The sequence below is a fragment of the Gymnodinialimonas sp. 202GB13-11 genome (assembly GCF_040932485.1).
Classification (GTDB): Bacteria; Pseudomonadota; Alphaproteobacteria; order Rhodobacterales; family Rhodobacteraceae; genus Gymnodinialimonas; species Gymnodinialimonas hymeniacidonis.
This window is the reverse complement of sequence record NZ_JBFRBH010000001.1, coordinates 3,005,077-3,026,016: the sequence shown is the minus strand read 5'-3', so window position 1 is coordinate 3,026,016 and position 20,940 is coordinate 3,005,077. Positions and strand designations below refer to the sequence as shown.

The following is a 20,940-nucleotide window of genomic DNA, read 5'->3' as shown; positions in this document are numbered from 1 at the left end:
GGTGGAATCAGGTTGTCAATAAAGGGATTGGCCACTATGTAGGCCGCTCTAATCCATCTGTTCTACACGTCTGGAGTGCCCCCATGGCCCGCGTCACGGTTGAAGATTGCGTTGATAAGGTCCCGAACCGGTTTGAGCTGGTGATGCTTGCGTCGCATCGCGCGCGTGAGATTTCCGCTGGTGATCCGCTGACCATTGACCGCGACAACGACAAGAATCCCGTCGTTGCCCTGCGTGAGATTGCAGACGAAACCCAGCAGGCCGACGATCTGCTCGAGCGCCTGATCGAGAGCCATCAGACCCAGATCGAAGTCGACGAGCCGGAAGAAGATGCCATGGCGCTTCTGCAGGGTGTCGAGCAGGATCGCCCGGCCCAGGATGACATGAGCGAAGAGCAGATGCTGCGCGCGCTCATGGAAGCTCAGGGCCAGAAGTGAACAGGCAGGCTGCGCTCGATCATAGCACCGGCGCCGATGAGGCCATCGACGCCGACGATCTGCTCAGCCTGATCCGCAACTACAATCCGAACACGAACGAGGCGCTGATCCGCGGCGCCTTTGACTATGGCCGCGAGATGCACGAAGGGCAGACGCGGCATTCTGGTGAGCCGTATTTCACCCACCCTGTTGCCGTCGCCGCAATCCTGACGGAGCAGCAGTTGGACGACGCCACCATCGTCACGGCGCTTCTTCACGACACGATTGAAGACACACGCTCGACCTACACGGAAGTGGCGGATCGGTTCGGCGAGGAAATCGCCGGGCTGGTCGATGGCGTCACGAAGCTGACGAACCTGCAGCTCAGCAACCGTGAAAGCAAGCAGGCGGAGAATTTCCGCAAGCTGTTCATGGCGATGTCAAAGGACCTGCGGGTGATCCTGGTCAAGCTGGCCGACCGGCTGCACAACATGCGCACGATCCGGCATATGCGCCCAGAGAAGCAGCGCCAGAAGGCGCAGGAGACGATGGACATCTTTGCGCCTTTGGCGGGGCGGATGGGCATGCACTGGATGCGGGAGGAGCTCGAAGACCTCTCCTTCCGGGTGGTCAATCCTGAGGCGCGGTCTTCTATCTTGCGGCGGTTCATCACGTTGCAACGTGAGACGGGCGACGTGATCCCGAAAATCACCGACGATATTGATCTGGTTCTGGCCAAGCACAACGTGACGGGTCAGGTTTTTGGGCGGGCGAAGAAGCCCTATTCGATTTGGCGCAAGATGCAGGATAAGAAGCTGGCTTTCAGCCGGTTGTCCGACATCTACGGTTTCCGCGTGATTACTGAGACGGAAGACGATTGCTACCGCGTTCTGGGAGCGATCCACCAGCGGTGGAAATCGGTGCCGGGGCGGTTCAAGGACTATATCAGCCAGCCGAAGTCGAACGGCTACCGGTCCATCCACACCACCGTCAGCGGGCGTGATGGGAAGCGGGTGGAGGTACAAATCCGCACCCGCCAGATGCACGAAGTGGCCGAGGCCGGTGTTGCGGCCCACTGGGCCTATCGGGACGGTGTGCGGGTCCAGAACCCCTTTGCCGTCGATCCTGCCAAATGGTTGGAAAGCCTGACCGAGCGGTTTGAGAACGCCGACGACCACGACGAATTCCTCGAGCATGTGAAGCTTGAGATGTATTCGGACCAGGTCTTCTGCTTCACGCCCAAAGGCGATGTGGTGAAGCTACCGCGTGGGGCGACGCCGATTGATTTCGCCTATTCGATCCACACGCGGATCGGGCATTCCTGCGTGGGTGCCAAGGTGGACGGCATTCGTGTGCCGCTGTGGACGCGGCTGAAGAACGGCCAATCGGTCGATATCATCACCGCGGAGGGGCAGACGCCGCAGGCCACATGGATCGACATTGCCACGACGGGCCGGGCCAAGGCCGCGATCCGACGCTCGCTGCGCGAAGTGGATCGGGACCGTTATATCAAGCTGGGCCGTGAGCTGGCCCGAGTGGCGTTTGAGCAATTCGGCAAGAAGGCGACGGATCAGGCGCTTTCGACAGCGGCCAAGGCACTGGCGTTGAAAGATGCAGACGAGGTTCTGGCGCGGATCGGATCGGCTGAGCTGAGCGCGCGGGACGTGGTGCAGCAGCTTTACCCGGAATTGGCCGACAAGGGCGACGAAGCGGTAATCGAAGAGACGCGCGCCGTGATCGGCCTGCCGCCGGGCGCGCGCACGCAGCGGGCGCAATGCTGTCAGGCGGTTCCGGGTGAGCGGATCATCGGGATTGCTTATCCGGGCAAAGGGCCGTTGGTGCATTCGATTGACTGCGCAGCCTTAGCGGCCTTTGACGACCAGCCGGATCGCTGGATTGATCTGCATTGGACCGAGGGTCGGCATGCCGCGATCCACAATGTGACTCTGGATGTGACGATCTCGAACGAGAATGGCGTGCTCGGGCGGATCTGCACTCTGATCGGGGAGCAGAATGCGAATATATCGGACCTGCACTTCGTAGACCGGAAGCCGGATTTCTTCCGTCTGCTGATTGATGTGGATGTGCGTGATGCAGAGCATCTGCATGCGGTCATGATCGCAGTTGAGGCCGAAGGCGACGTTGCCACGCTGGACCGGTTTCGTGATCTGGATCGGCGGCCCTGACGGGCACGTATGCAACGCCGACCATGAAGGCGCATGGCTTCGCGGGAACAAGAGTTGTTCAACGGGGTTATGCGGTCCATATCTGTGACTTAGGACAGCATCATGACGGAAGGGGCGGCGCGTGTTCAGACGCCGTGATTACAGACCCTGGTATCGTGTGATCCTCGAGGCGTTGTGGCCCCGGGGCGGCTGGGTGCGTGCGGCGCAATATGTCAAACACCGGATGCGGCGCCTGCCTGGCACGCCAGAGCAGATTGCGCGCGGGATCATGGCCGGGGCGTTTGTTGTTTTCACCCCCTATTTCGGACTGCACTTCGTTTTGGCCGCGTTTCTGGCGCGGGTCATGCGAGGGTCGATCATCGCTTCGTTATTGGCGACGTTCATAGGTAATCCGCTGACCTATGTGCCGATCGCGTTCATCTCGCTTGAGATCGGGCATTTCATGCTGGGCACGCGGATGCATGGCGAAATCAACGATTCCATGTTCGCGCGGTTTGGCAATGCGGCGGGCGATTTGTGGCATAACTTCAAGGCGATGTTCACAGATGATGTGGCCTCGTGGCGGGAGCTGCATATTTTCTGGGATACGGTGGTGTGGCCCTGGACGGTCGGGGGTATTCTGCCCGGCCTGATCTGCGGGATCGTTTGCTATTATCTGAGCGTTCCGGTGATCCGGGCCTATCAGAACCGCCGCGCGGCGCGACTGCGCAAGAAGATGGACAAGCTCCGCCAGCAGGCGGAAGCAGCGGAGTGAGCAGATGGAAAAGCTAAGGCTGGGTGTGAACATCGACCATGTGGCGACGCTGCGCAATGCGCGGGGCGGGGCCACGCCGGACCCGGTGCGCGCGGCTGTGCTGGCCGAGCAGGCGGGCGCCGACGGGATCACGGCGCATCTGCGGGAGGATCGTCGGCATATTCGAGATGCGGATATCGGGGCGATCATGGAGGCGATTTCCATTCCGCTGAATTTCGAGATGGCGGCGACGGACGAGATGCAGGGGATCGCGTTGCAGCATATGCCCCACGCGGCGTGCATCGTGCCCGAGAAGCGGGAAGAGCGGACGACGGAAGGCGGGCTTGAGGTGGCGGGCGACCAGAACCGGCTATCGCATTATATCGGGCCGCTGCGCGATGCGGGCATTCGCGTGTCACTTTTCATCGCCGCCGAACGGTCGCAGATTGAAGCTGCTGCCCGGATCGGTGCGCCGGTGATCGAGATCCATTCGGGCGCTTACACGGATTTCGACAGTGAGGGGAATATCGAGGCGCGCGATGCAGAGCTTGCGCGGATTGTGGACGGGGTGAAGCTGGGTCACGATCTGGGTCTTGAGGTGCACGTGGGCCACGGGTTGAACTACGACACGGTTGCGCCAATTGCCGCCCTGCCGGAGGTGCGAGAGCTGAACATCGGGCATTTCCTGATGGGTGAGGCGCTGTTCGTGGGCCTTGAGGCGGCGATTGCGGGAATGCGCGCCCGCATGGATGCAGCGCGGGTTTAGCGCCATTGCGCGGGCGGCCCGGATGCGGAAAAGTTCCGGTCTATTGAGATCAATGAATTTGGAGTGTCCGATGAAGAGAGCCCTTTCCACCCTGACCGCCATCTGCGCCTTGGCCGCACCGGCCAGCGCCTTTGTCGTTGACGAATGCGGTCCTGAATTCACGCCCATGACGATCACCGAGCCGTGGGAGGAAAGCTCCCAAGCCTTTGCCAACGGGGCGATCCGTATCTTCGAGGTCTTCATTGACCCGAATGTTGCCAGCGGTGCGGCTCTGGGTGTGTTGCACCCGGTGCCATCTGATGCAGGTGGCCCGTTCCGTCGCTGCACTGCGATTTATGCATCGGGCGTGACGCGGTTCTTTGGGCAGGCCTTCATCAATCAGGCGACGGCGGTTTACGATGCGTCAGCCGGGTTGATCATCACGGTGCCAATTGCGTTTGCGGACGGCAGTGGCACGCGGCCCGTGACCTTTGCGGTAAACCAAGCGACTGGGACGGTTACGCTGCGATGATCCTTGGGATCGGTACGGACCTGGCCAATATCGAACGGATCGAGCGCACGCTGGAACGGTTTGGCGACCGGTTTCGCAACCGTGTTTATACCGAGGTTGAGCAGGCCCGCGCCGAACGGGTACCGGAGCCACCGGCGGTTTATGCCAAGCGGTGGGCGGCGAAAGAAGCTTGCTCCAAGGCTTTGGGCACAGGGCTGCGCATGGGGATTGCATGGAAAGACATGGCGGTGCGCAATTTGCGGACGGGTCAGCCGGTGATGGAGGTCACGGGATGGGCCAAGGAGCGGTTGGACGCCATGACACCGGAGGGCCATGTGGCCGTGATCCATGTGACGCTGACCGATGATCACCCCTGGGCGCAGGCGATGGTGGTGATCGAGGCCTTGCCGGCGGACGTTGAGGAATTGCGCCCGGTGCCTGAGCGGCGGGCGCCCCGGCGTATGTCCTGAGGACGTCGGGGAGACGCTCGCGCAAGGCGCGTCGCCCCTCCCGCCGTCCCGAGGGGCTGGCGCGAACCCGCGTCCTGACACGAAAGTGGCGCCGCTTTGCTTGACTAGGGCAGGGGCGCGGGCCAGAACCGCCCGAACGACATCTAACGGCAGGAGAGCCAGAGCATGGCCAAATCCGAAGGCGGGATCATGGAGACGGTGAAGACCGTGTTCTGGGCCTTGTTGATCGCAGGCATCTTTCGCACCCTGTTTTTCCAGCCGTTCTGGATCCCGTCAGGGTCAATGAAAGACACGCTGTTGATCGGCGATTTCCTGTTCGTCAATAAAATGGCCTATGGCTATTCGCGTCATTCCTGCCCGTTTTCGGCCTGCCCGTTCGAGGGTCGTATCTTTGGCTCTGAGCCGGAGCGTGGCGATGTGGTTGTTTTCCGCCACCCGACCAATGGCACCGATTTCATCAAGCGTGTGATCGGCCTTCCCGGCGACCGGGTACAAATGATCGACGGTGTACTGCATCTGAACGGTGAGCCAGTGGAAATCACGCCGCAGCCTGATTTTGAGGAAGTCGTTGGCCCGCAAGGCCCGCAGGGTCATCAGCCACGGTGCAGCAACGCGCCTGTGGGTGAAGGCGCGCTTTGCACGAAGGAGCGCGCGACAGAGACTTTGCCCGGCGGTGTGACCCATTCGATCCTCAACATCGAAGATGGGACCCGTGGCGACAACACGCCGGAATTCGTGGTGCCTGAAGGGCATTACTTTGTCATGGGTGACAACCGCGACAATTCCATTGACTCGCGCTTCCCGCAGAGCATCGGTGGTGTTGGGTTCGTGCCGTTCGAGAACCTTCTGGGTCGGGCGGATCGTGTCATCTTCTCCTCCGCCGGGGCGCGCATGGTCTATTTCTGGACCTGGCGATCGGATCGCTTCTTCCGGGAGATCGAGTGAAGCCAGGTAAGGATCTCGTTGCGTTCATGGGGCGGCTGGGACACGATTTCGCGGACCCGGCCCTGTTGCAACGCGCGCTGACGCATTCCTCGCTGTCTTCGCCGACACGGCCCGACAATCAGCGCATGGAATTTTTGGGCGACCGTGTGTTGGGCCTTGTGATGGCTGAGGCGGTTCTGGCCGCAGATGTTGAGGCCAAGGAAGGCCAGCTGGCCCCGCGCTTCAACGCGCTTGTCCGCAAGGAGACCTGCGCGGACGTCGCGCGCGAGATTGATCTGGGTGCTGCCATGCGCCTTGGTAAATCCGAGATGAGTGCGGGCGGGCGTCGCCGTATGGCTTTGCTTGGCGATGCGATGGAGGCCGTTATTGCGGCCGTCTATCTGGATGCCGGTTTTGCGGATGCAAAGGCGCTTATCCTGCGGCTGTGGGGGGATCGCATCGCCTCGGTTGAGGAAGATGCGCGGGATGCGAAGACGGCGCTTCAGGAATGGGCGCAGGCGCGGCGGATGACGCCGCCGGTCTATGAAGAGGTGGCCCGCTCCGGCCCCGATCATGCACCGATCTTTCGCATTCGTGTGACCCTGCCCAGTGGTGAAAGTGCCGAGGCCGAGGCCAAGGCCAAGCGGCAGGCCGAACAGGCGGCGGCCAAAGACCTGCTGGGACGCTTGGACTAGTCGCCCCTTACGTCGCGAGCTGAATCCGGCTATGCCGCCTCGACCCCAACTTGCCAAGGATCGCCCATGACCACCCGCGCCGGTTTCGTTGCCCTGATCGGAGAGCCCAATGCGGGCAAATCCACGCTACTGAACCGCATGGTGGGGGCGAAAGTCTCCATCGTGACGCACAAGGTGCAGACCACGCGCGCGCGCATTCGCGGTGTCGCGATGGAGGGGGAGAGCCAGCTGATTTTCGTCGATACGCCGGGCCTGTTCCGCCCAAAGCGGCGGCTGGATCGGGCCATGGTCGCGGCGGCGTGGACGGGGGCGGCGGATGCCGATGTGGTTGTTGTGCTGGTTGAGGCCCATCGCGGGTTGACCGAAGGGGTGCGGGCCATTCTGGATGGTCTGGCGGAGCGGACGCAGGCTAGCAATATCGCGCTGGCGATCAACAAGATCGACCGGGTGGAGGCCAAGGCGCTACTGAAGCTGACCGAGGACCTTAACGGCGCGTTTGAGTTTGCAGAGACCTTCATGATCTCGGCAGAGAAGGGTCACGGCGTGGAGGATTTGCGCAAATGGCTGGCCGGTGAAGTGCCGGAAGGGCCTTTTCTGTACCCTGAGGATCAGATTGCCGATCTTCCGATGCGCATGATCGCCGCCGAGATGACGCGCGAGAAGCTGACGCTGCGCCTGCATCAGGAGCTGCCCTATCAGCTGACCGTGGAGACGGAGAGTTGGGAGGCCAAGAAAGACGGCTCGGCCCGGATCGAGCAGATCATCTACGTCGCGCGGGACGGCCATAAGGGCATCGTGTTGGGCAAGGGCGGTGAGACGATCAAGGCGGTCTCGAAAGCCGCGCGTGAAGAGATTGCGGAGTTTGCGGGCCATCCGGTGCACCTGTTTCTGCAAGTGAAGGTGCGCCCGAACTGGCTGGACGAGGCGGAGCGTTATTCCGAAATGGGGCTGGATTTCAAAGACGGAAACGCATGAGCGGCCCGCGCCTGACAGCAGATCTTTGGGTTGCGGCCTATCTGGCGCGACTGAGGCTCGAGGATATTCCAGCCTTTGTGGTGGCGCGGGGGGATGGCACGGCTGGTGCGATCCTTGTCAAACAATCGCCGCTGGATGGCACGGCCACTTTGCATCAACGCAGTTTTGACCCGCTCACCGGTGCGCGGCAGTGGATGGTTCTTGCCGAAGGGCCGGAGGCAGACGTTGATGCAGCCGTTGCCCGGCAACGTGACTTTGACCCAGACCTGTGGGTGATCGAAGTCGAAGATCGAGCCGGTCGCCATTTGTTGGATGCGCCCGGTCTGGAGTGACTCCCCCCAACTTCTTTCTGAAAATGCAAAACCGTCGCGGACGCGCCTCGTTTCGGTCTCTGGCTTTGCGCCAGATAAGAGACCGGATGCGCGCATAGCGCGGCGCCACGTCTCACCTGTCTGCGAAGCGCCCGATCATCACGAAGATCACGCCACCAAGCAAAAGCGCCAGCAGAAGGCCCGCCAGATTCGTGGCCACGGCAAGTGGGCCAATCTCGGCGACGTTCATGAACGGATAGGGATATATCCCATCTGAAGCACCACGCCCCAAGGCATAGGCGACGTAGACGCAGGGCCACATGATGAACATCGGCAGATCCCCATAGCGCAGCCGGCCCTTGGGTGCGAAGGCCAGCCACCAGAGCAAAACCGCGATTGGGACCACGGTGTGCAGACCGATATCTGCCCAGTATCCGATCCCGGTAAACTCAGTGATCCCGCGCAGAAGTGCATGATAAACGGCCCCGACCAAAACGATTGTCAGTGTCAGTGCGGCAACCCATGGCGCGCCGATGCCTTCGCGGCGGAAGGTCGCCGCCAGAAACGTCAGCACGATCAGAACGTGGCTGAGGATTGTGAAGAATCGGGCCATGCCCCAGATGGTGGCCCATTCAGACCCATAGCGGTCTGTTTGCAGATTAAACGCGTAAATCCCCACCAGTGACGCCACCGAGACGCTGGCGATCAGAAAGGCCGAAATACGGGCGCGAAGGGGGAGTGCGGGAAACATGGGTGATCCATGCCATTTGTCTGAGCGCGTTTCCAGCAGCCTGCAAAATTTTATCCACAGGGTGTGGATCGACAACAGCACCCGACTGCCGGATAGTTGCACGCATGGAGTGGCGTGCCGATGGCATCTTGATTGCACTGCGCCGCCACGGAGAATCCGCGGCGATTGTGGAGCTGTTCACAGCTGAGCATGGGCGGCATTTGGGCGTTGTACGCGGTGGGGCGTCGCGCAAGATGGCCCCACTATTACAGGTCGGGGCGCAGCTCGATGCCACGTGGAAGGCGCGCTTGTCCGAGCATATCGGCAGCTTCACGGTTGAACTCAGGCAAAGCCGTGCGGCCGAGGTTCTTGATGATCGCACCGCGCTGGCAGGCATGACGGCTGTTTGCGCGCTTCTGTCCTTCACCCTGCCTGAACGCGCGCCCTATCCAGCGCTTTATGCGCGCTCCGTTGCTCTGCTCGACGGATTGGGGGCGGAGAAATGGGCGGAAGCCTATCTAGGATGGGAAATGGCGCTGTTGGAGGAGATGGGGTTCGGGTTGGATCTCAGCGCCTGTGCGGTGACCGGATCCACCGAAGAGCTTGTCTATGTGTCGCCCAAGTCGGGCCGAGCGGTGTCGCGCGGCGCAGCAGGAGAGTGGGTGGATCGCCTTTTGCCACTGCCTCCGGTGTTGCGCGGCGAGCCGTCGACACCAAGGGATGTGTCCCTGGCGCTGCAAACGACCGGATACTTCTTGACTCATCAGCTTGCGAAGAGCCTCGGGGACCGCCCCCTGCCTGCGGCACGTCAACGTTATGTCGATCTGATCAGCCGAGCGGATAGTCAGCCAAAACCTCGTGCACCGCGCCATGGGGTGTGAGTGTGGATTGGTAAAGGCACATGCGCCGCGCGGTGTAGCTCGGTATGGCGCAAGGCTGGCCAATGACGGCGGCCAGCCGGTCGCGGGCCGGGCCGACGGGCTGCCGGTTGGCGCGCATCAGGGTGACATGGGGCCGAAACCGGCGGCGCGGCAGGTCTGCCCCGGCTTGGCGCGCGCACTGGGCGACCTTGGCATGCAGCGCTGTGAGGGCCTCGTTCGGATGGACTTCGGCAAAGACAAGGCCGCGCTCCATCTCCGCAAACGTACCAAGCGCGCCGAAGGTGATCTCCGGCGCGGGCAGGCGGGCGCTGCCAAGCAAATCATGAAGGGTTTCCAGCACCGTCTCGGACACCTCGCCCAGATAGGCGAGGGTCAGGTGCAGGTTCTCTTCCGGGACAGGTTTGCCAAAGGGCAGATCGGCCTGTGCTTCGATGAGGCGGGCAACTGCCACCTCCTCCATCGGCAGGGCAACGAAACTGCGCATCAGGCGATTGCGGCAGCCGCCCGGTCGATGGCTGTATTCACTGGCGTGAAGGTCAGCCCAAGATCCCGCTCGGTCGCGGAGGCATCGAATTCGGGCGTGTTGCCGATGCCGGGCAGGACGGATTTGATCGACGGGTCGAACAAGGACATGACCCGCAGAAGGAATTTCGGAGCGGTTGCGGTTGCGATCTTGCGGTCGGGGTACTTGGCTTTCAGATGCTTCGCGATCTCCGGCATGGTGATGGACCCGGCGGACCCGATGTAGCGATTGCCAATCGCCTCTGGCCGATCCATCGCTGCGATGTGCATGGCTGAGATGTCGGCGACATCCACAGCGCCAAAGCCGAGGTCGGGCAGGGCGGGGTCCTTGCCGCCCATCACACGCTCGATCAGTGAGAGCGACGTGCCGTAATTCCCGTCCAGCGGCGCGCCGAGCACCAGGGCTGGATTGATCGTTGTCAGCTTCATCACCGGCGTTTCTTCGACAAAATCCCAGGCGGCGCGTTCGGCCAATGTTTTGGATTTGTAGTAGGCGTTGGCCTTGGGGTGGGTCACATCCGTCCAATCTGCTGGGGTCTTGGGATTGGGTTTGTCGTTGGCCTCGATCGCAACGACCGAGGAGGTCAGGATCACGCGCGTTACACCTGCTGCGTGGGCCGCCTTGAGGGCGCGCAGCGTGCCGTCTACGGCGGGGCGGATCACATCGTCTTCGTTCTTTGGTTGCGCCATCGGGAAGGGGGAGGCCGTGTGCATCAGCACATCATGGCCGGTGAGGGCCTCAGGCCAGCCATCGTCGCGAGTCAGGTCAAGCTCAGTGAATGAGAGCCGGTCCAGCGCGCCCGGATCGGTCAAATGGGGGCGAATGGCGTCCTGGACTTCGGCGGCCCGCGCCATGCTGCGAAGGGAGCCGGTGACGGTATGTCCTGCTTCCAGCAAGTCGAGTGCGATGCGTTTGGCAATGAAGCCGGTCACACCGGTCAGAAAGATTGTTTGGGACATGTTGGCTCCGCTCATCGCAAGTGAACTGTTTAGTTCACTTGCGATGTAGGGGCCATTGGCGGTTGATCAAGGAAGATCAACCAAGCAAACGGCGCGCGATCACTTGCGCCTGAATCTCGGCAGCGCCTTCAAAGATGTTGAGGATACGGGCGTCACACAGGATGCGGCTAATGCCGTATTCCAACGCAAAGCCGTTGCCGCCGTGGATTTGCAGCGCATTGTCGGCGCAGGCCCAAGCGACGCGCGCGCCGAGGAGTTTGGCCATGCCGGCCTCTACATCGCAGCGGCGGTCATTGTCTTTTTCCCAAGCGGAGAAGTAGGTGAGCTGCCGTGCCACCATGATCTCGACCGCCATCATCGCTAGCTTGCCAGATACACGCGGGAATTCGATCAGCGCTTTGCCGAATTGCTTGCGGTCTTCGGCATAGGCCATGCCTGCATCGAGCGCGGAGCAAGCAACGCCAACGGCGCGAGCCGCAGTCTGGATGCGGGCAGATTCGAAGGTTTGCATCAACTGCTTGAAGCCTTCGCCTTCCTTGCCGCCCAGAAGGTTTTCGCCCTTCACTTTGAAATCGTCGAAATTGACCGTGTATTCCTTCATGCCGCGATAGCCGAGCACCTCGATCTCGCCGCCCGAGATACCGGGGTCCTGCCACGGGGCCTCATCTGTGCCGGGGGTCTTTTCGGCAAGGAACATCGACAGCCCTTTGTAATTGTCGGTGTCGGGCACGGTGCGGGCGAGAACGGTCATCACATGGGTGCGGGCGGCGTGGGTGATCCACGTCTTGTTGCCGTTGATTGTCCAGTCGCCGTTGTCGTCCTGCACAGCCTTTGTGCGGAGCGACCCGAGGTCGGAGCCGGTGTTGGGTTCGGTGAAGACGGCTGTGGGCAGAATTTCCCCCGAGGCGAGGCCGGGCAGCCACTTTTCCTTCTGCGCGTCGGTGCCACCGGCAAGGATGAGTTCAGCGGCGATTTCCGAGCGCGTGCCAAGCGAACCCACACCGATATAGCCGCGACTGAGTTCTTCGGAGACGACGCACATCGACGCCTTCGACAGGCCGAAGCCACCAAATTCTTCAGGGATCGTCAGGCCGAACACGCCCATCTCGGCCAGTTCGTTGATGACGTCCATCGGGATGAGTTCGTCCTTCAGGTGCCATTCATGGGCCTCGGGGATGACGCGGTCGACGGAGTAGCGGCGGAATTGCTCGCGGATCATTTCGAGCTCGTCATCGAGGCCGCAATTGCCCACAGTGATCTCAGCGGAACGTTCGCGCATCAGTTCAACCAGACGGGTGCGGGCATCTTGAGTGTTGCCGCTTTGGGTGAGCGTCATGACGGCGCTGTCCATCATGGCGCGCTGGTCGTCTTGCGTGAGACCCATATCCTGCGGGCGCAGCATCTCGCCTTGGTTCATCTGAAGGCCGCCGTACATCTGCCAGAGGTATTCACCGAAGGTGATTTGCAGGATCAGCTGCTCAACCTCGCCGAACTTGCCGTCCGCCCCCAGCCGCTCGGCCCATTTGTGCATCTGGCGCAGCGCTTCGACGTAAGTAGCCAGCCAAGCGAGGCCATGGGCGGCGGTCTGGTTCGCTTCGATCAAAGCATTCGAGACGCGGTCGCCATCGCTGACCAATGCGCGGACCCGGTCTTTTGCCGCGGCCAGAAGCGCCTCAGCCGGGGCAACTGCAGCGCCTGTCAGGGACAGAAGGTCGGGCAAGATGATGGTTTGGTCAGCTTCGAATTGGCCGTCACGGGGCATGGAATCACCTCTCAGCAAAAGCGGGTGTCATGGCAGAATAGCACGTTCGGACCTACCTAGTTTGTTTGCAGGTGCAGCGCAACAAAAATGCTGCATTGCATCATAATGCGCATGAAAATGTCGCAGCGGAAATTGGGGTGCGGTGGGTGAGTGCAGGGCATAGAAGGAATTCATGCTGGCTGAATTGATGTCTCTGATGCCCCTTTGGACCCTTTTAGTCGTGCTTGGGATCACCTTGCTGGCCGGGCTGGTGAAGGGAGCGATTGGCTTTGCACTGCCCTTGATCATCGTGTCGGGATTGTCCTTGGTCCTCGACCCGCTGCTTGCGCTGGCGGGCGTGATCCTACCCGCGCTGTTTTCCAATGTCCTGCAAGCGGGACGCCATCCGGTGTCCGAGATCAAGGATGCCATTCGGGAGCATTGGCGTTTCATCTTGATGGTGTGCGTGATGATCCTGATCGTGGCGCAGATCGTTGTGCTGTTGCCGCAGCGGGCGTTCTATCTCATCCTCGGCGTTCCAGTGATCGGCCTGTCCATGGTGCAGCTGTTCGGTTTGCGGCTGGCGATACCGGCTCATCGGCGGCGGGTTGCAGAATGGGTCATCGGTGGGTTGGCCGGATGCACTGGCGGGATCACCGGCAGTTGGGGGCCGCCCACTGTCCTGTACTTGATGGCGCTGGAGACGCCCAAGGCGCGTCAAATGCTGGTGCAGGGCGTTATCTACTCGATCGGCGCCGTTGCGCTGGTGGCGGGCCATGTTCAATCGGGCGTTCTGAACGGGGTGACGTTCTGGTTTTCGGCGCTGCTGCTTATCCCGACCTTTATCGGGATGCAGATCGGGTTTCGGATTGGCGATCGGATGGATGGTGAGCGCATCCGAAAGGTTATCTTGATCGTTCTGGTGGTTGCCGGCGCAAACCTGATCCGGCGCGGTTTGATGGGCTAGGGATTGCGCCCGCTTACGCGGTCGCGGGGGCGAGGGCCGCTGACCGGCGGATCAGGACATGAAAGATCCGAAACAGGTGCTGACGACCTGCGGCATGAGCTCGGGCTGTACGACTTCGAACGCGATATGGAAGAGCTCTTCTCCATCGAGCGTATGCGCAGAGAAGGTCCATTCGCCCAGGAGGAGCTCATTGGCGGTATCGAAGCTGAAGCCCATCAGGCTGGGGCCCAAATCATCGACATCCGTGATCCAGCGTTCCACTTCAATCCCGCTGTCGGGGTAGGGCGGGTGCGTGACCGTCACTGTGACCGGGTCATGCAGCATACCCGGTGTGGCGGTGGCCAAGACGCCGAACCCGATGCCGATTTCTGCGGGGACGAGTTTCTGGCGGAATTGGAAATCCGGAATGATTGGAACGATGTTGAGATGGCCGGACGCAGTATCGGGGGCTGGGTCACGGCGCTCAGGCTCTTGCGCGCAATATATGCCGTAGATCAATTCGCCGATGCGGTCGCTGATGCGAGGGTTCGCGGTTTCCGACTGCGCAAACGCGGATGCGGGCAAGATCAATGCAAGGGCGAGAAGAATACGGGCCAGCATGGTGCCTCCGGAACACAAAAAAGGGCTGGAGGTTAGATAACCACCAGCCCCTGTTTCTCAAGGTAAGGCTCTTGCGCCTGTCCTAGATGGCGGCGGCCCGCACATCTTCGTCGATATGGGCGACGTATTGCGCGAAATTGTCGGCAAACATCTGCACCAGTTTCTGTGCCTGTTTGTCGTAAGCCGCGCCATCGGCCCATGTGCCACGCGGATCGAGCAAATCGTCTTCACAGCCGGGGCAAGTGGTCGGCACTTCAAACCCGAAGTGTGGATCCTTGCGGAACTTGCCGCGGTTGAGCGTGCCATCAAGGGCTGCGGTCAGCAGGGCGCGGGTGGCTTTGATCGGCATGCGGGAGCCGGTGCCGAACGCACCACCGGTCCAACCCGTGTTGACCAACCAGCATGTAGCGCCATGTTCGGCAATCTTCTCGCGCAGCAGGTCGCCGTAGACCTCTGGCCGGCGCGGCATGAAGGGTGCGCCGAAGCAGGTGGAGAAGGTTGGCGTAGGCTCGGTCACGCCACGTTCGGTTCCGGCGACTTTGGCGGTAAAGCCGCTGAGGAAGTGGTACATGGCTTGCGCGGGCGTCAGGCGTGCAATGGGCGGCAGGACGCCGAACGCATCGCAGGTCAGCATCACGATGTTCTTGGGGTGGCCCGCAAGCCCCGTGTCCGACGCGTTCGAGATCATGTCGAGCGGGTAGGCGCAGCGCATGTTGGCGGTCAGGCTGTCATCGTCGAAATCAAGTTCCAGCGTGTCTTCGTTGTAGACCATGTTCTCGATCACGGTGCCGAACTTCTGAGTGGTTGCGTAAATCTCAGGCTCGGCCTCTTCGCGGAGGTTGATCGTCTTCGCGTAGCAACCGCCTTCGAAGTTGAAGGTGCCATTGTCAGACCAGCCATGTTCATCGTCGCCGATGAGCGTGCGCGACGGGTCAGCAGAGAGCGTGGTTTTGCCAGTGCCGCTGAGGCCAAAGAAGACGGCCGCATCATCCGGGTCGCCAATGGCGTGGTTGGCCGAGCAGTGCATGGCCATGACGCCTTTTTCAGGCAGCATGTAGTTGAGAAGGGTGAAGACGGACTTCTTGTTCTCGCCGGCATACTCCGTGTTGCCGATCAGGATCAGCTTCCTCTCGAAATTCAGTGCGATCACCGTTTCCGAGCGGCAGCCGTGGCGCGCCGGGTCTGCCTTGAAGGTCGGGCAGTTGATGATGGTGAATTCGGGGATGAACGATGCCAGCTCGCTGGCCTCGGGGCGGCGCAGAAGGTGGCGGATGAAGAGGTTGTGCCAGGCAAGCTCGCTGACGACGCGCACATCGAGGCGATGCTCGGGGTCGGCGCCTGCGTAGAGGTCCTGAACGTAGTAATCATTGCCCTTCATATGCTCCAGCATATCAGCGTGGAGCACATCGAAGGCCTCGGGCGCCATGGGGGCGTTGTTGTCCCACCAGATGGTGTCTTCAACGGCGGGTGTGCGCACAACGAATTTGTCGTTGGGGGAGCGTCCGGTGAATTGGCCTGTCGACACGAGGAAGGTGCCGCCTTTCCCGATCCGACCTTCGCCGCGCTCAACTGCAGCTTGCATCAAGGCGGGCTCCAACAAGTTATAATAGACCGATCCGAGCCCCGTAATGCCGTGTTGATCAAGCGTGTGTGCGGGGTTCACGCGTCCATTGGTCATGGCTGGAATGCTCCTGAAGGGCTGAATTTGCCCGGGTCCGTTTTGCCGGAGCGCAGAATTGCGCCGCCTGATCCGAGCTATAACATGACGTTTTTCGGCCTGAACAGGACGCGAGCGCACAGTTAGCGCAACCATTAGCGCAATCAGCGCGAAATAATGTTGCGCGTGGCGGGCTTATGCCGAAATCGCCTGTTTCCTGCGCAAATGACTGCGAACTGGCCGTGCCTTCACCCTGCATTAACGCAAAATGGCCACACTTCCGGCGTGCTGGTGAGTCGTGCGGGAGATTTCCGATTGATTCTCAAGCGCGAAAACTGGAAGCTGCCCGAAAAAATAAATGTACCGAGCAGTAATCGAGGACATGAAAGTATGGCCCGCATCGCACTTGTCGATGACGACAGGAATATCCTGACGTCTGTGTCGATGACCCTTGAGGCAGAGGGTTTTGACGTAGAAACTTACAACGATGGTCAGTCCGCGCTGGACGCCTTCAACCGCAAATTGCCGGATCTAGGTGTCTTCGACATCAAGATGCCGCGCATGGATGGCATGGATTTGCTCCAACGCCTGCGCCAGAAATCCCAGATGCCCGTGATCTTCCTAACGTCAAAAGACGATGAGATCGACGAGTTGATGGGCCTGCGCATGGGCGCGGACGACTACGTGAAAAAACCGTTCTCGCAGCGCCTTTTGGTGGAACGCATCCGTTCGATCCTGCGTCGTCAGGATGCGATTGCGTCCGATGCTACCGGCGCGCCCGAGGAAAGTACGGTTCTGGACCGTGGCGATCTGCAGATGGATCCGCTGCGCCACGCCGTAAGCTGGAAGGGCAAGGATGTGACGCTGACGGTCACGGAATTCCTGCTGCTTCAGGCACTGGCGCAACGGCCCGGTTTCGTGAAGTCGCGCGATCAGCTGATGGACGTGGCCTATGATGAGCAGGTCTATGTCGACGACCGTACCATCGACAGCCACATCAAGCGCCTGCGCAAGAAGATGCGCTCGGTTGACGATGAGTTCTCGGCCATCGAGACGCTCTACGGCATTGGTTATCGCTACAACGAAGAATAAGGGGCGCCTCTCGTGCCAGCCGACGTCTCGATGACCAACCGCCGCGCCGCAGAGCGGGCGGACATTGTGTTGGGTGAGGATTGGGATCGCCCGCAGGCGAACCTGGAAAGCGAACTCAGGGCCGCGCGCGCGCGCCGGTCGCTGATTTCGCTGAATTCATCACCGCTTGCGCGCAAGATCATTCTGTTCAACCTGCTCGCGATCCTGATCCTCGGGATCGGGTTCATGTGGCTGAACCCGTTCCGCGACTCCCTTGTCGCGCAGCGTGAGCGCGCGCTCGCCGTGGAAGCACAACTGATCGCAGATGTGTTCGAGGCGAACCTGCCCGAAGCAGCACCTGCCGATCTTGTGACAGGTGACGGCGTAGATGCGGAAGCCGTATTGTCGCGGATCGGGCTGACGGAAGGCGTTGATATCTTCGTTTTCGCGGCGGATGGCACGTTGGTGACATCGACGCAGGAAGTGGGCCGCAGCGTGGCGCGCCCGGTGCGTGGGTTGGAGCCACAGGCCGGTGAGACGCTTCTGATCACGGACTTCCTGAATTCGATCTGGAACGGCCTTTCCGGCATCCTGGGGCGGTCGGAAACTGCCGCTGTGCCGGCTGGCCCCGAAGCGCATGTGGCGATGGTTGAAGCGGCCCTTGGCGGTGCAACAATCCTGCAAAGGGGCGAGGATGCAACCGGCACCTTGTTCGCTGCAGCTACACCGATTGATGGGGCGTCCGGACCATTGGGCGTTCTGGTTGTGACAACGGCTGCGGGCGAAATTGACCAGCTTGTGCGCGTGAACCAGGAACAGGCCATGCAGGTCTTCGTGGTCGCCTTGATCGTGTCGATTGCCCTGTCGCTGGTTTTGGCATCGACCATTGCGAACCCCCTTGCTGACCTTTCGGCGGCCGCAGAGCTTGGGCGTGACAAGAACGCGCGCAAGATGTCGCCCACGCGTGTCCGCATTCCTGACCTGACAGGACGGCCGGATGAGATCGGGCGGCTGTCTGGCGCGCTCAGGGGCATGGTTGCGGCACTCTATGACCGCATTGACAGCAACGAACAGTTCGCTGCCGACGTGAGCCATGAGATCAAGAATCCACTGGCCTCGCTGCGCTCTGCGGTTGGGACCTTGAACGTGGCGAAAACGGATGAACAGCGCGCGCGCTTGGTCGAGGTGATTGAACACGACGTTCAGCGCCTGGACCGGTTGGTCAGCGACATCTCAAACGCGTCGCGCCTCGATTCTGAGCTGGTGAAGGAAGAGGAAGAGGAATTCGACCTCGTCCGTACACTCGACAATATTAGCCATTATCACTCGGAAGAAGCGGCCAAGAAGGGCGTTGAGTTCATCACAGACCTGCCGGACCGCTCGATCAGCATCGCTGGTTTGGAAGGGCGTCTTGCGCAGGTCTTCGTCAACCTGATCGGCAACGCGATTTCCTTCTGTGAGGAAGGTGATGCCGTCCGCCTTTGGACCCGGCAGCGCGAAAATCGTGTGCTCATCGTGGTTGAGGATACAGGCCCCGGCATCCCGGAAGAGGCGCTGACAAAGGTGTTCAATCGCTTCTACTCTGAACGCCCGGTGCAGCAGTTCGGCAATCACTCCGGCCTGGGCCTCGCTATTTCGAAGCAGATCGTGGAAGCCCATGGCGGTGTGATCTGGGCCGAGAATATTCGCCCGACCGAGGCCGACGTGACATCCGAGCCGCTTGGCGCGCGCTTTGTTGTCGGCTTGCCGATCTGAGGCGTGGATATAGTCGAACCGCTCGATCCTTGGATTGCTGCGCGCGACGGGGAAGGCTGTTACTTCAACGCAAGCGCCGTTGCCCTTCAGGGTCGCGGCGTTCTGCTTTTGGGGTCCTCGGGCAGTGGTAAATCCTCTACTGCGCTTGGGCTTATGGCCTATGGGGCCGCGTTGATCTCAGATGATGGGGTATGGCTGAGGGACGGATCGCTTGTGCCGCCACACAGCGCGCCGTGTCTCATAGAAGCGCGCGGTATCGGGCTTTTGAAGACCGCCACACTTTGTCCTTCTGCCCCGCTGTCGCTGGTGGTGGTGCTTGGCGAGGACGAGTCTCAGCGCCTGCCTCCGCGACGGTTCGTCGCCGTCGATGACGAAAATGTTCCGTTGATCCGGACCGAACACAGGCCCACCCTTGTTCCAGCGATCCTGCAAATCCTGCGTCACGGACGCAGCGACACTTGACCTGAAAGCCACGAATGCCCGGCCCGACTGCCCATGTTGTCATCGTTACTGGTCCCTCTGGTGCCGGGCGCAGTACTGCGATCAACGCGTTGGAGGATTTAGGGTTTGAGGCCATCGACAATCTGCCGCTGCGCCTGCTTCCACGCCTTCTGAAAGGCACGCCGCCGGACCGCCCTCTTGCTTTGGGGATTGACCCGCGCACCCGCGATTTCGGGGCGTCCGAGCTATTGGAGGCCTATGATGGCCTGCGGGCGGATGCGGCATACACGATTGATCTCGTATACCTTGATTGCGAACCTGGCACGCTTTTGCGCCGTTATTCGGAAACCCGCCGGCGCCACCCACTTGCCCCGGACGCGGATCCGGCGGACGGGATTGCGTTGGAACGGCAAATGCTTGCACCGCTTCGGGACAGGGCGGATGTGCTGATCGATACAACCACCTTGAGCGTTCATGATACGCGCGCCCGGATCGAACATGTTTTCGCCCCGGGTGATGGGGTGCGGATGGCGGTTCAGTTGACGTCCTTCTCGTACCGGCGCGGTGTGCCGCAAGCCTCAGACATGGTGTTTGATTGCCGCTTTCTGCGAAATCCGCATTGGGATGCCCATTTGCGCCCTAAGGATGGGCGCTCCGACGAGGTGCGTGCCTATATCGGGGAAGATGCGCGTTTCGCATCGTTTCGAGAGCAGGTTTTGGGAATGCTTGAACTCCTCCTTCCAGCCTTCAAGGAGGAGGGGAAAAGCCACCTGACCGTGGCGTTTGGCTGCACGGGCGGCAAGCACCGGTCTGTTGCGATGACCGAGATTACGGGACAGGCGCTTGCGGAACAGGGCTGGCAGGTGTCTATACGGCACCGAGATGTTGAGAACGATCGCGCCCGTACTGCGATCAAACCGGAAGAGGCTGCCAAACCGTGATTGGCGTCGTCATCGTTGCCCATGGTGGCCTAGCGAAAGAGCTGAAACGCGCAACAGAACATGTTGTGGGTGCACAACATGCAATGGTCGCCATCTCCATCGGTCCTGAAGATGATCGCACCATGCGAACCCGCGAAATCTGCGATGCAGCGGACGCTGTGGATCAGGGCGACGGTGTGGTTGTGGTGACGGATATGTATGGAGGCAGTCCTTCGAACCTGTCTTTGCGCGCGTGCCGTCCGGCCAATCGCAAGATCCTGACAGGAATGAACTTGCCCATGCTGGTTAAACTGGCCAAATCGCGGCAGTTGCCGGTGGAGGAGGCCGTCAGCCGAGCGGCGGAGGCAGGGCGGCGTTACATCAACAGCTTCGATGGCACGCCTGAATAGGAAATATGTGATTTCATGAACGACACTGCCACCACCACACGCACCCTGGAAATCGTGAATACCAAGGGTCTGCACGCCCGCGCATCTGCGCGTTTTGTGGAAGTTGTAGAAGATCACAACGCCTCTGCCGAGGTCCGCAAGGATGGGCTGAGCGCCGCCGGGGACAGCATTATGGGCCTTTTAATGTTGGCAGCATCCAAGGGAACCTTTATTGAAGTCGAAACCATTGGGGCCGAGGCAGACGCCTTGGCAGACGCTTTGGAAGCTCTGGTCGCCGACCGGTTCGGCGAAGACAGCTGATCATATCGGCGCTCTGCCG

The 20,940-nt window shown here is 60.9% G+C and carries 24 protein-coding genes; 18 read left to right on the top strand and 6 right to left on the bottom strand.

Annotated features, from left to right (window positions below; all coding sequences use genetic code 11):
* Positions 1-83: 83 nt before the first annotated feature.
* The 10 genes from rpoZ (at position 84) to V8J81_RS15360 (ending at position 7,987) form a co-directional block, all read left to right on the top strand.
* Entirely contained in the window at positions 84-437 is a 354-nt protein-coding gene (gene rpoZ, locus V8J81_RS15405) for a DNA-directed RNA polymerase subunit omega (protein ID WP_368476629.1), read from the top strand.
* Positions 434-2,602, top strand: a complete 2,169-nt coding sequence (locus tag V8J81_RS15400; protein WP_368476628.1) for a RelA/SpoT family protein — start codon at positions 434-436, stop codon at positions 2,600-2,602. The genes rpoZ and V8J81_RS15400 overlap by 4 nt, the downstream gene beginning before the upstream one ends.
* Before the next feature lie 121 nt (positions 2,603-2,723).
* Entirely contained in the window at positions 2,724-3,356 is a 633-nt protein-coding gene (locus V8J81_RS15395) for a DUF2062 domain-containing protein (protein WP_368476627.1), read from the top strand.
* Between the two features lie 4 nt (positions 3,357-3,360).
* The gene (locus V8J81_RS15390) at positions 3,361-4,101 is read left to right on the top strand and encodes a pyridoxine 5'-phosphate synthase (RefSeq protein ID WP_368476626.1); all 741 of its coding nucleotides are present in this window, start codon (positions 3,361-3,363) and stop codon (positions 4,099-4,101) included.
* Positions 4,102-4,171: 70 nt separating this feature from the next.
* Positions 4,172-4,612, top strand: a complete 441-nt coding sequence (locus V8J81_RS15385) for a hypothetical protein (protein WP_368476625.1) — start codon at positions 4,172-4,174, stop codon at positions 4,610-4,612.
* Complete coding sequence (acpS, locus tag V8J81_RS15380) at positions 4,609-5,061, top strand: holo-ACP synthase (protein ID WP_368476624.1); 453 nt, start codon at positions 4,609-4,611, stop codon at positions 5,059-5,061. Before V8J81_RS15385 ends, acpS begins: the two co-directional genes overlap by 4 nt.
* Positions 5,062-5,226: 165 nt before the next feature.
* Positions 5,227-6,006 (top strand): signal peptidase I, encoded by a 780-nt coding sequence (lepB, locus tag V8J81_RS15375; RefSeq protein ID WP_368476623.1) that lies wholly within the window; start codon positions 5,227-5,229, stop codon positions 6,004-6,006.
* Positions 6,003-6,680 (top strand): ribonuclease III, encoded by a 678-nt coding sequence (rnc, locus tag V8J81_RS15370; protein ID WP_368476622.1) that lies wholly within the window; start codon positions 6,003-6,005, stop codon positions 6,678-6,680. The genes lepB and rnc overlap by 4 nt, the downstream gene beginning before the upstream one ends.
* Before the next feature lie 66 nt (positions 6,681-6,746).
* Positions 6,747-7,655 carry a GTPase Era gene (gene era, locus V8J81_RS15365; protein ID WP_368476621.1) on the top strand — a complete coding sequence of 303 codons (909 nt, stop codon included), beginning with the start codon at positions 6,747-6,749 and terminating at the stop codon, positions 7,653-7,655.
* Positions 7,652-7,987 (top strand): DUF1491 family protein, encoded by a 336-nt coding sequence (locus V8J81_RS15360; protein WP_368476620.1) that lies wholly within the window; start codon positions 7,652-7,654, stop codon positions 7,985-7,987. The genes era and V8J81_RS15360 overlap by 4 nt, the downstream gene beginning before the upstream one ends.
* Before the next feature lie 112 nt (positions 7,988-8,099).
* On the opposite strand, the gene V8J81_RS15355 is transcribed toward V8J81_RS15360, so the two are convergent.
* Positions 8,100-8,717 carry a Pr6Pr family membrane protein gene (locus V8J81_RS15355; RefSeq protein WP_368476619.1) on the bottom strand — a complete coding sequence of 206 codons (618 nt, stop codon included), beginning with the start codon at positions 8,715-8,717 and terminating at the stop codon, positions 8,100-8,102.
* Between the two features lie 104 nt (positions 8,718-8,821).
* Between V8J81_RS15355 and recO the strand changes: the two genes are divergently transcribed.
* Positions 8,822-9,577, top strand: coding sequence for a DNA repair protein RecO (gene recO / locus V8J81_RS15350; protein WP_368476618.1), 756 nt, complete (start codon positions 8,822-8,824; stop codon positions 9,575-9,577).
* Here the strand turns inward: recO and thpR are convergent.
* The 3 genes from thpR to V8J81_RS15335 all read right to left on the bottom strand — a co-directional run bounded on the left by thpR (position 9,525) and on the right by V8J81_RS15335 (position 12,821).
* Positions 9,525-10,061: an RNA 2',3'-cyclic phosphodiesterase gene (gene thpR / locus V8J81_RS15345; RefSeq protein ID WP_368476617.1), complete on the bottom strand. Its 537-nt coding sequence runs from the start codon at positions 10,059-10,061 to the stop codon at positions 9,525-9,527. The two genes, recO and thpR, sit on opposite strands and share 53 nt — an antisense overlap.
* The gene (locus V8J81_RS15340) at positions 10,061-11,059 is read right to left on the bottom strand and encodes an NAD-dependent epimerase/dehydratase family protein (protein ID WP_368476616.1); all 999 of its coding nucleotides are present in this window, start codon (positions 11,057-11,059) and stop codon (positions 10,061-10,063) included. Before V8J81_RS15340 ends, thpR begins: the two co-directional genes overlap by 1 nt.
* Before the next feature lie 76 nt (positions 11,060-11,135).
* Positions 11,136-12,821 carry an acyl-CoA dehydrogenase family protein gene (locus V8J81_RS15335; RefSeq protein ID WP_368476615.1) on the bottom strand — a complete coding sequence of 562 codons (1,686 nt, stop codon included), beginning with the start codon at positions 12,819-12,821 and terminating at the stop codon, positions 11,136-11,138.
* Between the two features lie 172 nt (positions 12,822-12,993).
* Here V8J81_RS15335 and V8J81_RS15330 point away from each other — a divergent pair, with 172 nt between their 5' ends.
* Positions 12,994-13,767, top strand: coding sequence for a sulfite exporter TauE/SafE family protein (locus tag V8J81_RS15330; protein ID WP_368476614.1), 774 nt, complete (start codon positions 12,994-12,996; stop codon positions 13,765-13,767).
* Between the two features lie 51 nt (positions 13,768-13,818).
* Here V8J81_RS15330 and V8J81_RS15325 read toward each other — a convergent pair whose 3' ends face one another.
* Both V8J81_RS15325 and V8J81_RS15320 read right to left on the bottom strand, forming a co-directional pair.
* Positions 13,819-14,367: a DUF3859 domain-containing protein gene (locus tag V8J81_RS15325; RefSeq protein WP_368476613.1), complete on the bottom strand. Its 549-nt coding sequence runs from the start codon at positions 14,365-14,367 to the stop codon at positions 13,819-13,821.
* Positions 14,368-14,449: 82 nt separating this feature from the next.
* On the bottom strand, positions 14,450-16,045 hold the full coding sequence (locus V8J81_RS15320) for a phosphoenolpyruvate carboxykinase (RefSeq protein ID WP_368476612.1): 1,596 nt from the start codon (positions 16,043-16,045) through the stop codon (positions 14,450-14,452).
* A 369-nt stretch (positions 16,046-16,414) separates the two neighbouring features.
* On the opposite strand from V8J81_RS15320, the gene V8J81_RS15315 reads away from it, so the two are divergent.
* Genes V8J81_RS15315 through V8J81_RS15290 form a run of 6 tightly spaced genes read left to right on the top strand, consistent with a single transcriptional unit; the run spans position 16,415 to position 20,921 of the window.
* On the top strand, positions 16,415-17,116 hold the full coding sequence (locus tag V8J81_RS15315; RefSeq protein ID WP_368476611.1) for a response regulator: 702 nt from the start codon (positions 16,415-16,417) through the stop codon (positions 17,114-17,116).
* A gap of 30 nt (positions 17,117-17,146) precedes the next feature.
* The gene (locus V8J81_RS15310; protein ID WP_368477661.1) at positions 17,147-18,850 is read left to right on the top strand and encodes a sensor N-terminal transmembrane domain-containing protein; all 1,704 of its coding nucleotides are present in this window, start codon (positions 17,147-17,149) and stop codon (positions 18,848-18,850) included.
* A gap of 3 nt (positions 18,851-18,853) precedes the next feature.
* A complete protein-coding gene (locus V8J81_RS15305) occupies positions 18,854-19,312 on the top strand; it encodes a serine kinase (RefSeq protein WP_368476610.1) in 459 nt (152 codons plus the stop codon).
* A 14-nt stretch (positions 19,313-19,326) separates the two neighbouring features.
* A complete protein-coding gene (rapZ, locus tag V8J81_RS15300; RefSeq protein WP_368476609.1) occupies positions 19,327-20,232 on the top strand; it encodes an RNase adapter RapZ in 906 nt (301 codons plus the stop codon).
* Positions 20,229-20,621, top strand: a complete 393-nt coding sequence (locus V8J81_RS15295; protein ID WP_368476608.1) for a PTS sugar transporter subunit IIA — start codon at positions 20,229-20,231, stop codon at positions 20,619-20,621. Before rapZ ends, V8J81_RS15295 begins: the two co-directional genes overlap by 4 nt.
* Positions 20,622-20,636: 15 nt before the next feature.
* Entirely contained in the window at positions 20,637-20,921 is a 285-nt protein-coding gene (locus V8J81_RS15290; RefSeq protein ID WP_368476607.1) for an HPr family phosphocarrier protein, read from the top strand.
* Positions 20,922-20,940 lie beyond the last annotated feature (19 nt).